The 20,123-nt window shown below is 46.6% G+C and carries 15 protein-coding genes; 12 read left to right on the top strand and 3 right to left on the bottom strand.

The features are described 5' to 3' along the window. Nucleotides 1-19: 19 nt before the first annotated feature. Nucleotides 20-2,236: an MMPL family transporter gene (locus MHI25_RS29300; RefSeq protein ID WP_340394714.1), complete on the top strand. Its 2,217-nt coding sequence runs from the start codon at nt 20-22 to the stop codon at nt 2,234-2,236. A gap of 482 nt (nt 2,237-2,718) precedes the next feature. On the opposite strand, the gene MHI25_RS29295 is transcribed toward MHI25_RS29300, so the two are convergent. The 3 genes from MHI25_RS29295 to MHI25_RS29285 all read right to left on the bottom strand — a co-directional run bounded on the left by MHI25_RS29295 (nt 2,719) and on the right by MHI25_RS29285 (nt 6,438). Next, the gene (locus MHI25_RS29295; protein WP_076179209.1) at nt 2,719-3,030 is read right to left on the bottom strand and encodes an antibiotic biosynthesis monooxygenase; all 312 of its coding nucleotides are present in this window, start codon (nt 3,028-3,030) and stop codon (nt 2,719-2,721) included. Nucleotides 3,031-4,022: 992 nt separating this feature from the next. Further along, nucleotides 4,023-4,742: a 3-ketoacyl-ACP reductase gene (locus MHI25_RS29290; protein ID WP_036681981.1), complete on the bottom strand. Its 720-nt coding sequence runs from the start codon at nt 4,740-4,742 to the stop codon at nt 4,023-4,025. Between the two features lie 148 nt (nt 4,743-4,890). Next, on the bottom strand, nt 4,891-6,438 hold the full coding sequence (locus MHI25_RS29285) for an FAD-dependent oxidoreductase (RefSeq protein ID WP_340394713.1): 1,548 nt from the start codon (nt 6,436-6,438) through the stop codon (nt 4,891-4,893). Between the two features lie 159 nt (nt 6,439-6,597). Here MHI25_RS29285 and MHI25_RS29280 point away from each other — a divergent pair, with 159 nt between their 5' ends. From MHI25_RS29280 to MHI25_RS29230, 11 genes are all read left to right on the top strand, one after another. Next, on the top strand, nt 6,598-7,956 hold the full coding sequence (locus tag MHI25_RS29280; RefSeq protein ID WP_339170298.1) for a spore germination protein: 1,359 nt from the start codon (nt 6,598-6,600) through the stop codon (nt 7,954-7,956). Continuing rightward, complete coding sequence (locus tag MHI25_RS29275; protein ID WP_339170296.1) at nt 7,956-9,056, top strand: GerAB/ArcD/ProY family transporter; 1,101 nt, start codon at nt 7,956-7,958, stop codon at nt 9,054-9,056. The genes MHI25_RS29280 and MHI25_RS29275 overlap by 1 nt, the downstream gene beginning before the upstream one ends. After that, nucleotides 9,053-10,150 carry a Ger(x)C family spore germination protein gene (locus MHI25_RS29270; RefSeq protein ID WP_340394712.1) on the top strand — a complete coding sequence of 366 codons (1,098 nt, stop codon included), beginning with the start codon at nt 9,053-9,055 and terminating at the stop codon, nt 10,148-10,150. The genes MHI25_RS29275 and MHI25_RS29270 overlap by 4 nt, the downstream gene beginning before the upstream one ends. 91 nt (nt 10,151-10,241) lie before the next feature. Next, nucleotides 10,242-10,637, top strand: a complete 396-nt coding sequence (locus tag MHI25_RS29265) for a transcriptional repressor (protein ID WP_076123979.1) — start codon at nt 10,242-10,244, stop codon at nt 10,635-10,637. A 220-nt stretch (nt 10,638-10,857) separates the two neighbouring features. Then, the gene (locus tag MHI25_RS29260; RefSeq protein WP_340394711.1) at nt 10,858-12,858 is read left to right on the top strand and encodes a methyl-accepting chemotaxis protein; all 2,001 of its coding nucleotides are present in this window, start codon (nt 10,858-10,860) and stop codon (nt 12,856-12,858) included. A 115-nt stretch (nt 12,859-12,973) separates the two neighbouring features. Continuing rightward, on the top strand, nt 12,974-13,786 hold the full coding sequence (locus MHI25_RS29255) for a uroporphyrinogen-III synthase (protein ID WP_339170288.1): 813 nt from the start codon (nt 12,974-12,976) through the stop codon (nt 13,784-13,786). A gap of 205 nt (nt 13,787-13,991) precedes the next feature. Then, nucleotides 13,992-14,630, top strand: coding sequence for a ThuA domain-containing protein (locus MHI25_RS29250; RefSeq protein ID WP_076123974.1), 639 nt, complete (start codon nt 13,992-13,994; stop codon nt 14,628-14,630). 98 nt (nt 14,631-14,728) lie between these two features. Then, entirely contained in the window at nt 14,729-15,076 is a 348-nt protein-coding gene (locus MHI25_RS29245) for a phasin family protein (RefSeq protein WP_036681962.1), read from the top strand. Continuing rightward, on the top strand, nt 15,077-16,744 hold the full coding sequence (locus tag MHI25_RS29240) for an AarF/UbiB family protein (RefSeq protein ID WP_340394710.1): 1,668 nt from the start codon (nt 15,077-15,079) through the stop codon (nt 16,742-16,744). It begins immediately after the preceding gene. A gap of 390 nt (nt 16,745-17,134) precedes the next feature. After that, on the top strand, nt 17,135-18,940 hold the full coding sequence (locus tag MHI25_RS29235; RefSeq protein ID WP_340394709.1) for a DEAD/DEAH box helicase: 1,806 nt from the start codon (nt 17,135-17,137) through the stop codon (nt 18,938-18,940). Nucleotides 18,941-19,140: 200 nt separating this feature from the next. Then, complete coding sequence (locus tag MHI25_RS29230; RefSeq protein WP_340394708.1) at nt 19,141-20,025, top strand: M15 family metallopeptidase; 885 nt, start codon at nt 19,141-19,143, stop codon at nt 20,023-20,025. Nucleotides 20,026-20,123: the final 98 nt, after the last annotated feature.

The raw sequence follows: 20,123 nt of genomic DNA, 5'->3' as shown, positions 1-20,123 counted from the left end.
TAAAGGAGAGGATGAAGGAATGTCAGGCTACGGAAAATGGGTGGCAGGAAAAAAGACGAAGTGGATTACTCTTCTCGTATGGATAGTGCTTGTAGGTGCACTTACCCTGTTATGGCCTGCAGTGAATTCTCAGGTTGCTAATAATGCGCCTAACCTCCCAGATGATTCACAATCGGTACAGGCAGCAGCTATTGCAGAGCAAGAATTCCCTAGTGGAAGTGGAGTGCCGGCGCTGCTCGTATGGCATAGAGAAGGTGGGCTTTCACAAGATGATTTAGTACATATCACTGCTGTGTACAAGAAGTTGGAGCAGCAACCATTGCCCCATCAGAATTTTGTTCCCCCATTAGGACAACTGCCGCCACAGGCATTACAAGCCTCGTTATCTGAGGATCTTAGCACGCTGGTAACCCCGGTGCTTTTTGATAAAACGGCAGATAGTGATCAGCTCGGTGAAGCTGTGACAGAAATGAAGAAGATCATAAACACAGAGACGGGTGGAGACCCCTCCGCGGCTAAGGTGGATGGAAAAGACCTGAGTTTACGTGTTACGGGTCCAGTGGGCATCTCTATAGATGCTTCAGGCCTGTTTCAGAACGCAGACGTTTCCTTGTTAATTGCTACGGTTATGCTTGTGCTGGTGTTCTTATTGGTGATTTATCGTTCACCGATCTTGGCTTTTATTCCACTTATTGCGGTTGGATTCGCTTATGGTGTGACTAGTCCGATTCTTGGAAAAATGGCACAAGAAGGCTGGATCACAGTAGATTCACAGGCTGTCTCGATTATGACTGTTTTGCTATTCGGAGCTGGTACGGACTATTGCCTGTTCCTGATCTCACGGTTCCGGCAGTTGTTGAAGGTAGAAGAGAGTAAGAGTCGTGCGCTTCTTCGCTCCATTACCGAATCTTCAGGCGCCATTGCTATGAGTGGCTTCACCGTCGTGCTCGCGCTGTTTGCGCTATTGCTGGCTAAGTATGGAGCTTATCATCGATTTGCCGTTCCATTCAGCGTATCTATCTTCATCATGGGAATTGCCAGTCTAACTCTCGTACCAGCACTGCTGGCAATCTTCGGAAGGACCTCGTTCTTCCCATTCATTCCGCGCACACCGCAAATGGAGGTAGAACGGGCTAAGGCTAAAGGCAAACCTGTTCCTGAACTCAAGGTTTCCCGTAAAAAGGGTATTGGCGGCTTGGTAGTAACCCGGCCATGGGCTATCGTGGGTGTGACCGTTATCGGACTGGGGATTCTGGCTTCATTCTCCAGTGGCATCAAATTTACCTATGATATCCTATCCTCTTTTCCTAAAAATATGGAGTCCCGCGAAGGTTTCGACCTTATTGGCAAACAGTTCTCTCCCGGAGAATTGGCTCCAGCGAAGCTGATTATTGATACCCAAGGAAAAGCAAGCGGAGAGGATCTAAAGGTCATTCTTGGCGGACTCACCTATGTGGACACGGTTTCCGATCCGCAGCAGGGGGCAGTAAACAAAGATATTGTTGGTTTTGATATTGAATTTAAAAGCAATCCTTACTCACTAGAAGCGATGGGGCATATTCCCACCCTTCTTGATACCGCAGAGCAGGCATTAATCGATGTAGACGTTGCGAACCCTGCGGATCACGTGTGGGTAAGCGGACAGACGGCGACACAGCACGACACTAAAGAGATTGGGGATCGGGACACCGATCTGATTATCCCCGTAGTCATCGGAATGATCACCGTACTGTTGTTGATATATCTGCGTTCAATAGTGGCCACCATCTATCTGGTCGGCACTGTTATTCTCTCCTTCTTCTCAGCGCTTGGCTTAGGCTGGATTATCATTCACTATGTGATGGGAGCAGATGCTATTCAGGGAGCGATCCCACTGTATTCCTTTGTTTTCTTGGTGGCACTTGGAGAAGACTACAACATCTTCATGATCTCGAATATCTGGAAAAAGCGTAAAACCATGCCGCTTAAGCAGGCTATCGCGGAAGGAGTGAATGAGACCAGCTCGGTAATTACCTCTGCCGGCCTCATTCTGGCAGGTACATTTGCTGTATTGGCAAGCTTGCCGATTCAGGTGCTTGTGCAGTTCGGTATTATCACCGCTCTTGGTGTTCTGCTGGATACCTTCGTGGTTCGGCCGTTCCTTGTACCAGCTATTACAACGCTCTTTGGCCGTTGGTCGTTCTGGCCGGGTAAACATCAAGAGGTGGAGACCCCTCAGCCAGATGTAAGTAAATAATGAGTTTATAAATAAACAGGGATGTCTCAGAGCCATATTGGCTCCGGACATCCCTATTTGTTTTAGGCTTGGGCACAGGACATCGCTGGATAATAGCGCTGCTTGTACCAACTAACTTAATTGTATCTATTAGGCTAATCAATCAGTCTGCTTGACGATAGTTATTCTAAGTATTCACTGTGCTAATTAGTATCTAGAAGCGATAACTGTGTTAATTAGCCCGCTGATTCTCTTAGCCCAGTGGTAGAAGACAATTAGCGTGCTGCATTGGCTAGCCCAGTGGTAAAAGACAATTAGGTGGCTCCATTGGTTAACCCAGTGGTAAAAGACAATTAGGTGGCTGCATCAATAATAGTCAATTAGCTCGTAGCACCGGTTACCTAGCAGTAATAATCAATTAGTTAACTGTACTTATCGGGCTACCATTCCGTACACACTGCTGGTTCAATCTAGCTACTGCTCTGTTTGGGTGGTCCAAATCCTTAGTTACTGGGCGTGCGGCTGATCATTAGTTCATATTTATCGATGGAAGCACCCAGGATTGCGTCATTACCACCAGCACCACGGTGCGACTGACGGAAGGACTCGCTGGAGGTCCAGCCTTTGAATGCATCCTCATTCTCCCATACGGTGCAGATTTTTAATTCCTCGACACCTTCTTTGGCATTTCCACGCCAAACCTCCATACGTACAAACCCTGGCATATCCTGCACACCATTATTTCCTCCGAAACGTTGAGCAATAGCTTCGCCATGGCCTTCTTTTACTTTAATAGTATTAGTTACTACCAGCATGATAGATAAACCTCCGATCAGAAAGTTAGTATATTTTTCAGGACATTGTGAATCGAAATAATATGACATGGGAACCTCGAAAATTAGCCAATATCTCAAGGTAACATCGTGATTTTCAACTTACAAAATAAAAGACCATCCCACAAGACACAAGAGTGCGGGTGTTTAATTGCACTTTGTACACTTAAATTATCCGTCACACCAGAACCGATCGAATAAGTGTATTCTCTGCAACTAATTTGTGCGAATCTGGTGAATCGCCGAGATTAGCCTTCTTTTAACTGTATAGAGTGCAATTAAAGTATGATTTCTACTCTAATTGCGCTGAATAGATGTACAAAGTGCAACTATTATCTATTTAAACGTTAAGTATTGTGCAAACTCAGGTACCTGCGAAAAATCAAAGTGTCTACTGCAAGTAAAGTGGCTATCGCAAGTTAAAGCAACTGCTGCACGTTAAAGTAACTACTGCAAGTAAAGTGTCTACTGCAAGTACAGTGGCTACTGCACGTTAAAGTAACTACCGTAAGGAAAGTGCCACCTCAACCGTAATGTTACTCTAAGCCAAAGTGCCAACCCAACTCCAAAGTTTTTACTCAAAACCACCATTACAGCTAGCACCTAATTCCAGTCCCAGTTCCCTAATAAAGCCCCCAAATGAAGTTGCATTGCAGAATGTGCAACAGAATAGCCTGAATGTTATCTGAATAAGGCAGTCTGTTGCATTCTGTACAATAGAATCAAGCCCAAATCGCCTAAAAAGGAGGGGAGCCACTAAACTGATTGCACAACGTGCAATCACCCAAGGTTTCGCCCTCAGCTAGAGGGATTCAATTGCACAAAGTGCAATGAGAAAACGGAGCAGAGCAATCCTGAAGCGTTATCCCGCACAAAGTGCAATTACCGAAGGCCTCACCCTCGTCTAGAGCGATTCTATTGCACAAAGTGCAATCACCCCAGATCATCCGGCTCCCTCCGCGTCCAGCGCGATTTTATTGCGGATTGGTGGTCCATAGTCCTGCTGTTTTTAGGAAGACGCGATCCGGCAGCTTCAAAGCTGTCAGTGCTAATTCAGCAACATCTTCAGGTTGCATCATGCGGTCTTCGTCACCGATTTTAAGTCCAGCATTGGAAGCTAGACCAGTGTTGACGGTGCTTGGAGTCAAGGCTACGACGCGGATATTGTGTTTGCGCACTTCTTGTGCGAGGGCTTCGGTCATGCCCATGAGAGCGAACTTGGACGCGCAATATGCAGAGCCTGTCGCGAAACCGCGTTCTCCGGCTGTAGATGAAATATTGATGATATTTCCGCCATTTTTCTCAATCATCGCAGGAAGTGCTGCACGGGTTACGTAATAAGTACCGTAGAGATTAACTTGGATGTGGCGCTCCCAGTCAGCAGGGTCCATTTCTACTAAAGTGCCGAATTTTGCGATCCCGGCATTGTTGATTAATGCATCAAATGCTCCAAGCTCATTTTGCAGGGAAGCAACAGCACGTTCAGCTTCTTCGCGTACAGCGATATCGGCCACGGCAATGCTGACTTTAACGTCATATACTTCCGTTAAGGCTGATTTTAACGCTTCGAGATCACCTGAAGTTCTGGAGATTAGACCTAAATTAGCACCTTCCTTAGCCAGTGCCATAGCCAAGGCTTTTCCGATCCCTTTGCCTGCACCAGTAATTACAACACTCTTTCCTCTCAAATCCATCTCTATCGTCACTCTCCTTCAAACTTTTTTGAAGCAGCTGCTTCATTCAAGTCTTATTATACCTGAATGCTATAGGGCAATTACAATCGCCCCTTAGAAAAGGGACTGTAAATTTTCATGAAGCCGAACTGCCTTTTCATGAAAAGTATTATTCATGGAGTTTCGTCAGCGGTACCGACGCAGGGCCCTCTAAAACTTCGCCATCGTAGGAGAAGCGGGAACCATGACAAGGGCAATCCCAAGAGCGATCCCCGTTGTTCCATTCGCATTCACAGCCCATATGGGTGCAGGTTCTATCCACCAGATGAAGTTTACCTTCTGGATCCTTATAAGCTCCCACACGTTTGCCATCATGGAACACAACGGCTCCTTCGTCAGCTTCTAAATCAGTGGTCTTTTTATGGACGATTTCCACTTTGCCCGCCACGAGCTCTTTTGCTACATTGGCATTTTGCACGATGAAGTTTTTTAGGCTGGTGCCAGCTTTGAAGCGGGACGGATCGTACAATTCGGTATATGGATTATCTTTGCGCTGAATCTGATCCGAGATGATCTGTGCGGCCAGCGTACCGCTTGTCATGCCCCATTTTCCAAAACCTGTGGCGATATAAATTTCTTCGTTGTCTGAAATCTTGCCGATGTAGGGCACCCTGTCTAAGGTGATTAAATCCTGTGCTGCCCAGCGGTAAGGGATTGTTTTGATGCCGAGCAGATTTCCTGCGAAAAGCTCCAAATTCTCATAATGTCCTATCGTACAGATGCCTTGGCCTGTCTTATGATTGTCTCCCCCGACAATGACCAGATTCCTGCCTTCCCACTCTACTGCACGCAGAGAACGGGTGGGTTCGCTTGCGCTTAGATACATTCCACCCTCAAAATCCGTTTCAGGCTGGATCGCCAGACAGTAGGAACGTTCAGCATGCAGCCGCGAGAAATATAATGCTCCTCCATCGTAAAAGGGGAAATGAGAAGCTGAAACAGCGTAGCGGCAGGTAATCCGATACTCGTCCTTTTCAGTAAAAAGCGTAAGCTTATCGTTCTTCTCCACCTTATCCGCCATCATCGTATGCTCATAGATTACGCCACCTTTATCCTGAATGACCTTCAGTAGCCCCTTCAGATATTGCAGCGGGTGAAAGCGGGCTTGTCCTGGTAATTTAATGGCGCCACTGGCCATCAGAGGGATAGAGACGTTATCTAGCCACTCTCCGGGCAGCCCCAATTGTTCATAGGCTTTATACTCTTCCTCCAGCTGTTTAAGCGACTTATGATCTTCAGCATCTGCGTACAGAAAAGCTGCCTCCTGTTTCATGCCGCAGGATACTTCAAGCTCATCAGCCGTATTCTGGATCCAATTCATAGCCTCGCTGTTCGAGCGATAATAGAGCCGGGCTTGCTCCTGCCCAAAATGCTTTATCAAATGATGATAGATTAACCCGTGCTGTGCTGAGATTTTTGCACTGGTAAAACCCGTTGTGCCACTTAGAATTTCCCCGGCTTCCAAGAGCGTGACTTTGTAGCCTGCTTTGCTGAGGAGATAGGCTGTTGTAATGCCTGTAATTCCACCGCCTACCACTGCGACATCTGTAGAGATATCTCCAGCCAGCTTTGGAAAAGCCGGTAAATCCGTGGTATCTCTCCATAATGATTCCGGAAATTGTGGAAGACTTTGCGTTATCTTACGGTTTGGGTCCATCTATTATCCCTCCATCTTTACAATCTTCATCTCATTTATTACCACAGTCCTGTGAAAAGAAACTTCCCATTCCATCGTGCTGTGCATGAATTCAGAGAAACAGTGCCAAAATAAGGTGGGAACCGGGACGTAAAGGATAAAGAGGAGGGATGATGTTCCATGTCAGATCAACAGGATAAGGACAATATTTCTCTGGAATGGATCAAAGATCAGCTGAACGGGTTCGCGGATTTAATCGATAAGACGATCGTTACCTCATTTGGGCAGGTCGACCTACTTTATATCAAAAGCGTTGCGGATTCGCAGATCCTCAGCCGAAATGTAATTGCACCGTTCTATGAGATGGAGAATATCAACGCTTATCAAAATTACATTTTGACGTATCCAGGCAGTGAAGAGGCGACTACAAAGGATAAGGCGATTGAGCTTTTGCTTAGCGGATATATTCTTCTGGGCTTGAAGGATACGTTCTGTTTCTTTGATGCTATGAATACGGAGATCAGCGGGGTTAATGAAACATCTGCAGAAAGCATTTCTCAGGGGCCTTCAGATGCACTAACTGAGGATATTGCAGTGAATATGAACATGATTCGTCGGCGGTATCAATCCACCAATCTCAAAATGGAGACGATGGTCATCGGCGATGTCTCCAAAACAAAGATAGCTATTTTATACGATGACACTCGTGTTGACCATAACGTTTTAAAAGAATTAAGGGAGAAAATGGGGACGTTAAAGGTTGATATTTTGCAAGCTACCGGAGAACTTGAGAAGTTTATTAGCAGTGATAAATTAAGAATACTCCCCAAGTCCATTATCACCGAAAGACCGGACAGGGTTGTGTTTAATTTGTCTGAAGGAAAAGTAGCGATAATGCTGGATACTACGGGTTATGCGATAGTGTTGCCGTCTATTTTTAATGATTTTTTCACATCCATGGATGATAAAATACAATTTCCTATCGTGGGACGTTTTCTGAAGCTGTTGCGGATTATCGGTGTAGGCATGACACTTTGGCTGCCTGCATTCTATGTAACCCTCACCTCGTATAATCCAGAAATTATTCGGGTGCAGATTGCACTGCTTATTTCGGGTAGTCGTGCAACAGTACCTTATCCATCTTTTGTGGAAGTACTTTTAATGCTCATGATGATGGAGTTTCTGACTGAGGCGAGTTTACGGCTCCCCAAGGCGATTGGTCCAACGGCTACAACTGTAGGAGGTCTGATCTTGGGGCAAGCGGCGACGGCAGCAGGGCTAGTAGGGAATATCATGATTATATTGGTCTCTGCGGTTGCGATATCCAATTTTTTAATTCCGCTGAATATGATGAGCTTGTCGATACGCGTGCTGAAATATATTTTCCTTTTTGCCGCAGCTTTTTTAGGGTTGATTGGTGTAGTGGTCTGTGTAGTGGGCTTTGCCATGTATTTATGCAATCAGCGCAGCTTTGGACAACCCTATTTCCGATTGTTTTTTCTAGATAACCTGGGCAAGAAGAAGGGCGGGGGGCATTGATGGCCAAAAGCCGTTATTTCTACTGTCTTTTTCTGATGAACAGCTTGATCAACATCATTAATTTTGTTCCAAGGGAACTAATAGACAGACGTTTTGGTGGTGCTTTGATGTCCATACTAATCGGAACGATCTTGGGCACTTTGTTTGTCTATATATTTACTGTTCTGATTGCTAAATTCCCCGGCAAGGGGTTTCCGGAAATATTTCACTCTTTGCTTCCTAAGAAGTTAGCCAGAACCTTACTGGTCCTTTTTGCTGGCTTATGGTGTGTGGCCGGGGGAGTTACATTGCTTTCTTTTGTAGATATCACTCTGCGGTTTATCAGCCCGGATTCGAATCCTTATACGGTTGTGATCAGTTTTTTAGTCTTGGTCTGCATCTGCTGTCGCTTCGATTCTCTATCACTCTTGTATGGGCTTGAAATCATTCTCAGCGTAACTTTACCGTTAATTATTTATGGCCTCGTAAAAGCGTTGCTCAATCCGGACTTCAATTGGGATTCTGTTCTGCAGATTACTACATATTTCTGGCATAAGCCGGACCTAATGAGCCTTGCGGCGGCTACCTTTTCGTTCAGTGGTTACTTAAATCTGGCCATATTTAATCGGGTATTTCATGGGCTGAAGCTGAAACATGTCTGGATTTTAGGGGTGGAGGGTCTTTTCGTATTGCTCTTGACTTTTTTAGTTCCCATCGGCTATTTCGGAACCGTTGCTATTGATAGGCATGTATATACATGGTTCTCGACGGCTGACAGTATTCGGATGGAATCCTTTATTATTGAACGGATGCTGTTTATTTTTTATTTTGCCTATTTGAGTTTATCTCTGGTGAGTGTAATCGTTCATTGGCATGGAGGTTTAGAGCTTTTTAAAGGTGCCCTTTCATCTGCAAAAAAACAGTCCCAAAAAACAGAAAGCTGGAAAGAGTGGGGCATCCTAGGCTTGTTTAGCGTGATGGTTCTGTCCTTAATGGGGCTGGATCAATATCAACTTAATATGTTTGGTGCCTGGTTTCTGCAAATTCGCTGGTTTGGTGAGATGTTCATCATCGCTCTACTGTTTTATTGTTATCGCAAAGTTAGGAGGGGGAAGCTATGAGAAGAGTACTTGCTGGAATTGGGATTACCTTACTCCTGCTTCTCCCCGGTTGTGACTTCAAGGAAATTGATTTGCGGATTTTTGTGCTAGCGATCGGCGTTGATGAAGGTACAGAAGAAGGGAATTTTAAGATTAGCTTGAAGCTTGCTATCCCTCAGGGGGATGTCACCAAGATTGATGAGAAGATGCAGATCTTGACGGAGGAGTCTCCAAGCATTTCGGAAGCCCTCCGTAGAATGAAATCCAGAGTGGAAAAGGAGCTTGATTACTCCCATTGTAAATCAATTATTTTGGGGGAAGGGGTTGCCCATAAAGATATTCTCCATGTTATGGACTGGGCTGTGCGACGTAGAGATATCCAGCTTATTGTCAATTTTGCAATAGGGCGTCCGGAAGCACTTCAAGTGCTGAAGGTAAGACCCGAATCGGAGCGGATTCCATCGAATTCTCTTATTCTGGCTATGAGTGGACAAGGCACGGAGTCTCCATTTATTTCTAGTGTGTATTCCTTTCAGCTGATGAGAAATATCTTTGAGGAGGGGATTGATCCAATCCTGCCGATTATCGAGGCTAAAGGGGATAAGGAGTTTTTAATTGATAAAATTGCTCTGCTGAATAACGAGAAAATCAAAATGGTTCTTACGCCCAACGAAACCCGGCTATATAATCTGTTATCACGCCCGAATCTGCGAACCAACTTACCCGCCCATTCCGAAGGCATTATGTATCAATACTACACAGAGAGATCATCTTCAGACTACAAAATCCTGACTCCAGAGCATGGGAAAGCTACTATTCGTTATCGTATTAAGATAAAAGGTATTCTCGAAGAGAGCAGTAGCCCCGATTTGGTGACACATCACATGTTGAAGAAGATCCAGGAAGCCGGGGAAAAGGAATTGGAAGCGGATATCTTAGCATTGCTGACCAAAATTCAAGCCAGTGGCCTAGATCCCTTTGGTTGGGGGCTGCATTATGGAGCAAGGCATTTTAATAACGATACGGAAATGAAAGTGTGGAAGGGGCTCTATTCAGATCTTAAATTTGAGATTAAAGCAGACGTGAATATTAAATATTCAGGGATGATCAAGTAGCTGGGAAAGTAAGGTGTGGATAAAAATGGGATTGACGTTCCCATTCACAAGATTTATACTTGATCTAAAAATAAGTTAGAGGATGATAGTAATGAAAAGTCTAAATTTGACCTCCCAACGTCAAGCCGTTTACGATATCGTCCTTAATTCACATGACCATCCTACTGCTGCGGAAGTAATGAATCGGCTAGTAGAGCAGGGACATAGCTTAGCATACGGTACGGTATATAACTCTCTGCGTTATCTTTCAGATAAACAAATGATTCGTGAGCTTAAGCTTGGTGAAGCTGCTAGCAGATATGACGCACGTATGGATGATCACCAGCATATCATTTGTGAGGTTTGTGGAGCAGTGGATGAGGTTATGAATCAAGTTCCGCGTGAATGGATGAATACAGTGGCCAAGGATACCGGTTATACCATTGGTCATGCTCATGTAGTATTCGGGGGCGTCTGCCCAAACTGTAAGAACAAAAAGAATAATTAGGATAGAGGTGCCGGAGCCTGTGCTGCGGTAATAATATGTATATCCGGAGAGACCGCTTTCATTGAGGCGGCCTTTTTTGTTGCATTTATATGACAATTCTCAAAAAAAATGAGAAAAACAAAGAAAGATAGGAGGAAAATCGGTTCCTAAAACAGATTTTAAATTATATATTAAGTCTGGTAAATGTATCCTTGCCTAAGACTCAGATGAGAGAGAGATGATGACGTCTATGAAAAAAAATGCGGGTATGACTATCCGTACCAAGTTAATTCTTACATACCTAATAATACTGCTGCTGCCCAGTATTATAATAGGCTGGCGAACCTATCAAGCTGCCAGCCAGGAAGTGGAAGATCAACTGGTGAACAATGCTACCGAAAGTGTGTTGGCCGTAAATGAAATCATTAACTCTAATATTCAATCCAAAATAGATGCGATTTCTTATTTTGCCGCGGAGTTTTCATCTGAGGGGATCAACAGTGAGGGATCTGGGGGGACTTCCTCTGCTGTAAAAGCCAGACTGAAGGAATATGTGGCGCTGCATCCGGATGTACTGGACATTTATGTGGGTACAAGCAATGGCAAGGCTATTCATGCTTTAGATGCTAAGCTGCCAGAGGGTTATGATCCAAGGCAGGAAAGCGCCTATATTAATTCTCTGAAGCAAGGAAAAGGGGCAGTGATTTCTCCGGCTTTTCAAACCGTAAATAAAGAAACCGCGATTGCGATATCAACGGTTCTTAAGGGCGGTGATGGGGTGATCACAATGAATCTCAACCTGTCTACTTTAGGGGAGCTGACCTCAATTAAGGTAGGCAAGGAAGGTTATATCCTCATCGTTGATAACAGCAAGAAGTTTCTAGTTCATCCTACAGAGGCTATCGGGCAGGAATCGTCAGATGATTTTGTAAAGAAAATGTTCGAGAAAGAACAAGGGGTCTTCGATTATGTCTTCAAGGATACGTCCAAAAAGATGACCTTTATGGTCAATGAACTGACGGGTTGGAGAATCGGAGGTACGATCAGCATTGATGAGGTTAACTCAGCAACTAGTGGAATTCGCGATACAGCTCTGCTTGTTATTGTAGTTTCCGTTCTGCTTGCGCTGGTTGTGATCTATTTTAATATTCAATCGATTTTGAGACCGCTTTTCCGGCTGCGGAAAGCAACTGCGGTGATAGCCAAAGGTGATCTGTCGGAAGACATGGGTGTTTTCCGTAAAGATGAAATAGGGCTGCTGGCAGAGAATTTTCAATTAATGGTGATCAGCTTGCGCGAGATGATCATTGGCGTGCAGGAGATGACAAGCAATGTATCCTCCTCAGCGGAAGAACTGACGGCTAGTGCGGATCAGACTGCCCAAACGATTGAGCAGGTGACCATAGCGATTCAGGACGTAGCGGCAGGGACGGAGCGACAGGTGGTTAGTGTACGAAAAGGAATGGAGAGCACTGCCGCTACAGCTAGTGAGGTCGAGCAGATTTCCACATATATGGAGCAAGTATCCACAATGATGGACAAGACTTCACTCTCAGCATCAGAAGGTAATGATTCGGTTATCAGCGTGGTGGACAAAATCAATGGTATCCATGAAACGGTCGGAGAGCTGGGCAGTGTAATTGACAAGCTGAATGAAAGAACCAGTCAAATTGAGGGCATTGTTGGTGTCATCACCGGGATTGCCCGCCAGACCAACCTGCTGGCCCTCAATGCTTCCATTGAGGCAGCCAGAGCCGGGGAACAAGGGCGTGGATTTGCGGTGGTTGCTGCCGAGGTGCGTAAGCTGGCAGAGGAATCAGAGAGATCCGCACATTTGATTGCCGAACAGATTACCGCTATTAATAGTGAAATGCTGCTGGTAACTCATACGATGGAAGACACCAGACAGCGCGTATCCGAAGGTATTGAGGCTGTGGATACTTCCGGACGTTCTTTCTCTCGTATCCGAAGAGCAGTAAAGAGTGCCGCGGAGAAGATTGAAGCCATGGGTGGGGTTGTGCAGACTTTATTGGTGGAATCTAATGATATGGAGAAGGCTATTGGGGAAATTCGCGGCATATCGGAAGAGGCGGCTGTGAATACGGAAACTATCGCAACTGCCGCACAAGAGCAGCTTGCTTCTGTAGAGGAGATGGCATCCTCGTCTACCGACCTTAGCCGTCTTGCAGAAGAACTGCAGAAGCTGGCGAGCCGCTTTAAGATAAACGCTTCTGGTAATTAGATTGATTTCTGATAGGAGAACCGTGCTTTTTATCTTCCCTTTTGAACTCCTTTGCAAGTATACTGATAAACAATAATGTTGGGTTAGGCAATGGAGAGAGGAGAGATAATAGGAAATGGCAGAGCAATTAAAAGGGTTCACTGTCGCCTTGGCGGGTCCACGCAAATCGGAAGAAATGGCCAAGCTGGTTCAGAATATGGGGGGAACGGCAGTATGCCGACCTGCTCAAGGGACTGTATTTCTAGATGATGAGGCATTGCAGGAAGGTTTGAATGCATGGATCAATCAGCCTCCTTACTTGGCGATCCTGACTACAGGGATGGGACTTGATGCTCTCTTCGATATGGCTGAGCGAATGGGGATCGAAGAACGTTTCTTAGAAGTACTTTCTGGTTCTATTATTGCCGCACGGGGTTATAAGACAGTGAATGCTTTGAAAAAAAGAGGACTTACGCCGGAGGTTCGTGACGACGACGGAAGTACAATCGGATTGATTCGTGGGCTTCAATCCCTGAATTTGCAGGGGAAAGAAGTCGTTCTTCAGCTGCACGGCGATCCAGCTCCTCATATGCTTGCATGGCTGCAGGAGGCTGGGGCTACTACCCGCCAAGTGCTGCCGTATCGCCATACCCCACCTGAGCCGGGCGAACTGGAAAGATTGCTTCTAGAAATCATATCAGGCAAAATTGATGCCGTGGCTTTTACGAGTGCACCACAGTTTCGTTTCCTCTGTCAATTTGCCCGGGAACAGGGAAAGCTGGAAGAAATGCTGAAGTCTTTTGAGGATAAAGTGCTTGCTGTTTCTGTAGGGCGGATTACCTCTGAGGCGCTTAAAGAAGAGGGCGTACAGCGTATCATTATGCCTGAGCATGAACGGATGGGAAGCATGATTGTAGAGCTAGGCAAATATGTGGCGGCGAATCGCTAAGTCACAAGTTGCGTCAGCTTTACACGAATGACGTTATCACACAGAAGCATTCCCGCCTGTTATCATGGCCGGGGATGCTTTTTTACCCGGAAAAATAAGCCCAAAGAGCAATATACCTGCCATCTGCATGGACATTCGCGGCAGTTTTCCTTAGAATATAGGCAACATGTGACGAATAATAACAACGAATAAGGAGGAGGATCCCATGGACAAGAGAAAATGTCTATTACTTGGTGATTACACCCATCCCCGGTTTCATCCACTTCAAGGAGTGGACCAACAAATTAGTGAGATCTTAAATGATTTATTAACCGTGCAATGTTCAGAAAATAAAAAATTAATGCGCATTGAGCATTTAGCAAGTTATGACCTATGTATTGCTTACAATGAATTGTGGAACGAAACAGTCTCCCCTCAACAAACGGCTGGTTTGCTCAGCTATGTAAGTGGAGGAGGCGGACTCATTGTTCTTCATACGGGAGCTTCGCTGACGAAACGTAACGAGCTTGCACAGCTAATCGGGGGTCGATTTAACGGACACACAGCTTACGAACCCCTGAACTTCAAAGTGCTAGAGCATGACATCACCGAAGGTGTGGAAGATTTCCAATTGGATGAGGAGCCCTATCATTTTGAATTTGACCCGTTCACAGAACGGACTATTCTGCTTCAATATGAATCTGAGGGGCAATGGATTCCAGCTGCATGGTGCCATAGCTATGGTTTAGGACGAGTAGTATTCCTTATGCCTGGTCATCATGAACCCTCCTTCCGTCATCCGGCACTACGTAAACTAATTCTACAGGCGGCTACTTGGGCTGCCCGTATTCCGGTCACTAACTAAGCAATGTTGTGTTTTTTTTGAAATACGTACACAGTGGGGTATACTTTAATCATAAACTCCGTTATGTAATGAAACGGAATCTTTGGGAGGAAAGTGCCATGAGTGATTTGTTTAAAAAAGCGATCTCTTTAGGAGTGGGCCTCACCATTGTCAGTAAGGAAAAAGTAGAGAAGGTTGTTGAAGAACTAGTGAAACGTGGGGAGCTTGCTCCTTCAGAATCTAGGGCTCTCGTCGATCGGTTGATTGAACGTGGTGAGGAAGAACGAGGTATGTTCAAGTCTGCTGTACAAGAGCAAGTACAACGCGTGCTGAAGGAAATGAATGTGCCTGTACAAAACGATATTGCCGAGCTGGAAGGGCGAATTGCAGTATTGGAGCGCCGGTTGGCCGAGCTAGAGGGGATTTCCCATCTAGAGGGAACATCGGCGGAAACGCGTTCGGACTAAATGGCAGTACGCATTAGACATGCCGGACGTTACCGGGCAATCGCCATGGCGCTTATGCGCCATGGTTTTGGCTATATGGTGGAAGAGCTGGGGCTCTATCACTTACTATCCCTTCCACGTCGTCTTGTAACGCAGGAAGCACACACAAGCCTTACGCTTGGGGAGCGGATTCGGCTGGTGCTGGAGGATTTGGGTCCAACCTTTATTAAGCTGGGACAACTCGCCAGTACCCGTTCAGATCTGCTGCCTGATTCTATTATTCAGGAATTGGTAAAACTACAGGATAATGTGCCTCCTTTTCCTGTCGACCGCGTGCGCGCGATCATTGAGCAGGAACTTGATCAGCATATGGATGAAATCTTTAACTCTTTTGAGGATACGCCACTTGCTGCGGCATCCATTGGTCAGGTGCATAGGGCTGTGCTTCACAGTGGACAAGTCGTAGCTGTTAAAGTTCAACGTCCGGGTATTCTGCGAACGATGAGCAGGGATTTGGAAATTCTCAAAGATTTAAGCACGCTTGCTGAAAAGCGGCTCAGCTGGGCGAGGCAATATCAGCTGTGCCGTATGGTAGAGGAGTTCTCGAAATCGCTGCTTGGCGAGCTGGACTATAGCCAAGAGGGGCGTAATGCAGAGAAAATCGATCAGCAGATGGATTATGAGGGAGTGTACATCCCGGATATCTATTGGGACTATACGTCAGCACGAGTGCTGACGATGGAATATGTGGTAGGGACAACGCTGAGTCGTCGCGATGAGTTGCTGAGTAAAGGCGTTAAGCTTAAAGCCATTGCACAGCAACTTGTGGAGATGATGCTTAGACAAATCTTCATTCATGGTTTTTTCCATGCTGATCCTCATCCGGGCAATGTTATACGGATGGGTGATGGAAAGCTGGCTTTGATTGATTTTGGCATGATGGGTCGGCTGAATGAGGAGATGAAGGAGCAGCTGTCTGCACTTATTATCGCCCTAATGCGCAAAAATACGGATGCAATGGTCCGGGCAATTTTGCGTCTTGGAGTCATTCCTGAGGATGCTGATCGAAGTGCGCTGCATGATGATATGGATCGGCTGCGGGATGAATATTATGATGTTCCATTTAGCAAAATGAGTATAGGCAAAGCCCTGAATGATCTGTTCGGCATAGCGCGAAAACACCGTTTAGTGCTGCCGCCGGATTTGACGATGTTAGGGAAGACAATGCTCACGCTGGAGGGAGTCATCAGCAACTTAGATCCAACCATCAGTATTCTGGAGATGGCGGAACCCTTTGGGCGGGAACTTGTGAAGCAGCGCTTTAGCGGCAGTCGATTGCAGCGTAAATTCCTGGGAGGCGTAGCCGACTTAACAGAGAGTCTGCTGGAGCTTCCTGGGCAGGCTAAGCAGTTATCCGCGCTGATCAGTAAGGGGAAGATAAAGGTGGAGATTGTGGCACCTGAGATGCAGAATCTGGAGCGTAAGCTGGACCGGGTAGGTAACCGTTTAGCTTTCAGTATTGTGATGCTCGCGTTTAGCATCATCATGACAGGACTCATTATTGGTACTGCGATGCGTGGACAGCCTTCAGTGTTATGGAATTTCCCTACAGTGGAGGTTGGCAGCGTAGTGGCACTTCTGATGTTCTTGTGGCTGATCTATGCGATTTTTAAATCGGGAAGGTTCTAGCTTAAGGGATTTGAATAATTATTCTTCAGCAGTTTCACACAAATGCCTTTCTATCAAGTACAATATAAAAGATAACTTTCTAAGCTTAACTTTACTTCTATTGTATAAAGTGGAATGGAACGCAAATGGAGTGCCGTCTTAACGTCCGGTGGATCGCTGCTGCCCAGAAACCGAACTTTGACCGCACTCTTTTAACGGGTCAAGGGATACATGGGACGGAAGGATGCCGGTGACGGTGTTCTTCCGCTTTTGTTTGAATATAGCTGAATCTGAAGCATATGCCCCAGAACAGGATAGCCTATGCAGGCTGCCTCATACAGGGCTTTTGAAGACGGAAGTTAAGAAAGAGATGTAATCAAATTAAACCGAGAAAATAGTGAGGTGGAGAATTTGCCGGGATTTAAAGATTTAGGAGTTTCAGAATTACTGTGTACATTGCTTCAAAGTCAAGGCATTGTTAAGCCTACGCCAGTGCAACAGGAAGCAATTCCGCCATTGGTGCAGGGCTTGGACGTAATAGCTAGAGCGAAGACAGGTACAGGGAAGACTTTGGCCTTTTTGCTGCCAATTATGGACAAGATCCATACGGAGCGGGCTTACCCTCAGGCGCTGATTATGGCTCCAACACGTGAGCTGGCTTTGCAGATTACAGAAGAGGCACGCAAGCTGGCGCGTCACACGGATATCAAAATATTGGCGGTTTACGGTGGTCAGGATGTAGAGAAGCAACTGCGTAAGCTGGAAGGCGGCAGACATCTTATCATCGGTACACCGGGCAGACTTTTGGATCATATGCGACGGGAGACGCTGGATCTTAGCGGCGTAAAAATGCTCGTTCTGGACGAAGCCGATCAAATGCTGCACATGGGCTTCTTGGAGGATGTTGAGACAATTATTACGGCTGTCCCTTATCGCCGTCAGACTATGTTGTTCTCCGCGACAATGCCTGATCCGATTAAACGTCTCGCTGCTAATTACATGAAAGAGCCACTGGATATCATCATTAAGAGTGGTTCGCCGATTCCGCTGGATAATATCAAACAGCAAGTTGTGGAATGCTCGGACCGTAATAAAGAAGAAGCGCTCAAAGCCCTCATTGAACGGGATCGTCCTTACTTGGCTATTATTTTCTGCCGGACGAAACGACGGGTATCCAATTTGAACGAAGCGCTGCAAGCAGCCGGTTATGAATGTGACGAGCTGCACGGTGATTTGTCCCAAGGTAAACGTGAAGGCGTGATGAAAAGATTCCGTGATGCGAAGCTGCAGCTGCTTGTAGCGACAGACGTAGCAGCTCGGGGTCTGGATGTTGAAGGTATTACTCACATCTTTAACTATGATATGCCGCTTGATGTGGATAGCTATATTCACCGGATCGGCCGGACTGGCCGTGCTGGAGGCAAAGGGCTTGCAATTACTTTCGTATCTCCACGTGATCAAGAGGGTCTGGATTTGATCGAGCATGGCATCTCGCAGCGGTTGGATCGCCGCCGTTACGAGAAGGATGAATTCGGCGTTGGCGAATTCATCCCTGTGCAAGGCGGCGGACGCCACGGCGGTCGCCAAAGCGGCGGCGCTGAAGCAGCGCGCACGGGCCGCGGGCCGAAGACCGGCGGCTCTGGCCGCGGCGGAGCTCCGCGCGGCGAAGGCGGAGCGCGGCAAGGTGGCCGTGGCCGCGCTAAAGAAGCAGGCGGCTGGGGCGCGCCTGCAGAAGGTCGCCGCGGTCGTTCCGATGCGGCGGCGGGCAAGCGTGGCGGCAGCGGCTATGACGCTGCTGCTCCTAAGGGCGGCGGCAAGGCTGCCGGCGTAGTGCGAGTAGGCGGCGGCTATGGCGCCTTCGCCTCCGCCTCCCGAGGCGAAGCGTCTGCCAGCGGCAACGCGGCAACGCCTAGCGCCGGTTCGCGCGGTGCGAACCGGAAGGGCGGACCAAGCACTGGCTACAGTGAGAACGTAGCTAGAGGTGCGGACGGCGGTGCTTACACTGGAGGCACTCCACGTGGCGGCTTAGGCAGCGGCTACGGTGCAGGCCCGTCTAGAGGCGGCAAAGGTGGTAAAGGCAGCAAAGGTGGATACGCCGGTGCCAAGGGTGGCGCTGCTGGCAAAGGCGGCCGCAACAGCGGCGGCGGATCTTCACGCGGTGGCCGTAGCAATGGATCCGGTGGCTTTAAAAGCGGCGGTCGCGGCACTTCCAGATAAAGTTAGTAGAGTTTTATAGATGAAACTTGTTACCATAGGGTAGTTAGCGCTGAAGCTAATGACCTATGGTAACCTTTATTTTATAGCGTGGAACATATTGATTTTTATTTTTAAATTAGGTTCTTAGTGAAACATTTATGAAAGAAAGCCTGTCTAATAGATAAATAGAATGTTCGGCTTCGAGGAGGAAGAACTTACAGATGTCAAAAAAATTTAAAATTATAATCTTGTTAATTGTCGTTATTGCTGTCGGTTGGGGAATAGGAAAGTACACGTCTCCTTCTGCTTCGGAGAGTAACGGTTCAAATATAAATGTGGGGGATAATCTTCAAGGTGAGCCTGGGGATACGGGGGAAAGTGATGGAGGGGGGATTACAGACCCGGCAGTAGCTGATCCATCGGATACACCAGATCCATCTAACACATCTGAACCTACCCATACAACTGAACCCTCTGAATCAGGCGGTGATAATGCAGGTAGTGTTCCAGATCCTATATCTGCAGAGCCTGATAGTATTACAGTGATGGTAAATAAGCAGTACGGTTTGCCTGATAATTATAAGCCAACGGATCTTGTCTATCCTGATGTCCGATTTACATTCAAAGAGAAAATCGAAAAGCGTATGATGCGCAGCGAAGCCGCTAAAGCCTTGGAGAAGATGTTCGCAGGTGCAGAGGAAGACGGGATTTATTTAGCAGGCGTTTCTGCATACCGCTCACAGGCAACCCAGACGACTTTGTATAACCGTTATGTGGAGAGAGATGGGGAAGAAAAAGCCCGTACTTACAGTGCAGTCCCTGGCTATAGCGAGCATCAGACCGGGCTGGCTATTGATGTCTCGGGAAGTGATGGCAAGTGTGCCGCTGAAAGCTGTTTTGGTGGGACGAAGGAAGCCGAGTGGTTGGCCAAGCATGTAGGGGAATATGGTTTTATCATCAGATATCCTGAAGGTAAGCAAGACATTACCGGATATAAGTACGAGCCTTGGCATATTCGTTATGTAGGTAAGGACATTGCTGCCTATATCAATGAGAAGGATATTACGTTGGAAGAATATTATGACGCAATTCCGGTATCGAAATAACATAGACGCAGAGGGCAGTCCTATGAAATTTGTAGGGCTGCTTTTTCTATGGCAATAAAAAAAGTTCAGAAGTTGCATTCCCTTACAGTTCGGGTAAG

The sequence above is a fragment of the Paenibacillus sp. FSL E2-0177 genome (genome assembly GCF_037992975.1).
Lineage (GTDB): Bacteria > Bacillota > Bacilli > Paenibacillales > Paenibacillaceae > Paenibacillus_AQ > Paenibacillus_AQ odorifer.
This window is presented reverse-complemented; position numbering and strand designations above follow the sequence as displayed.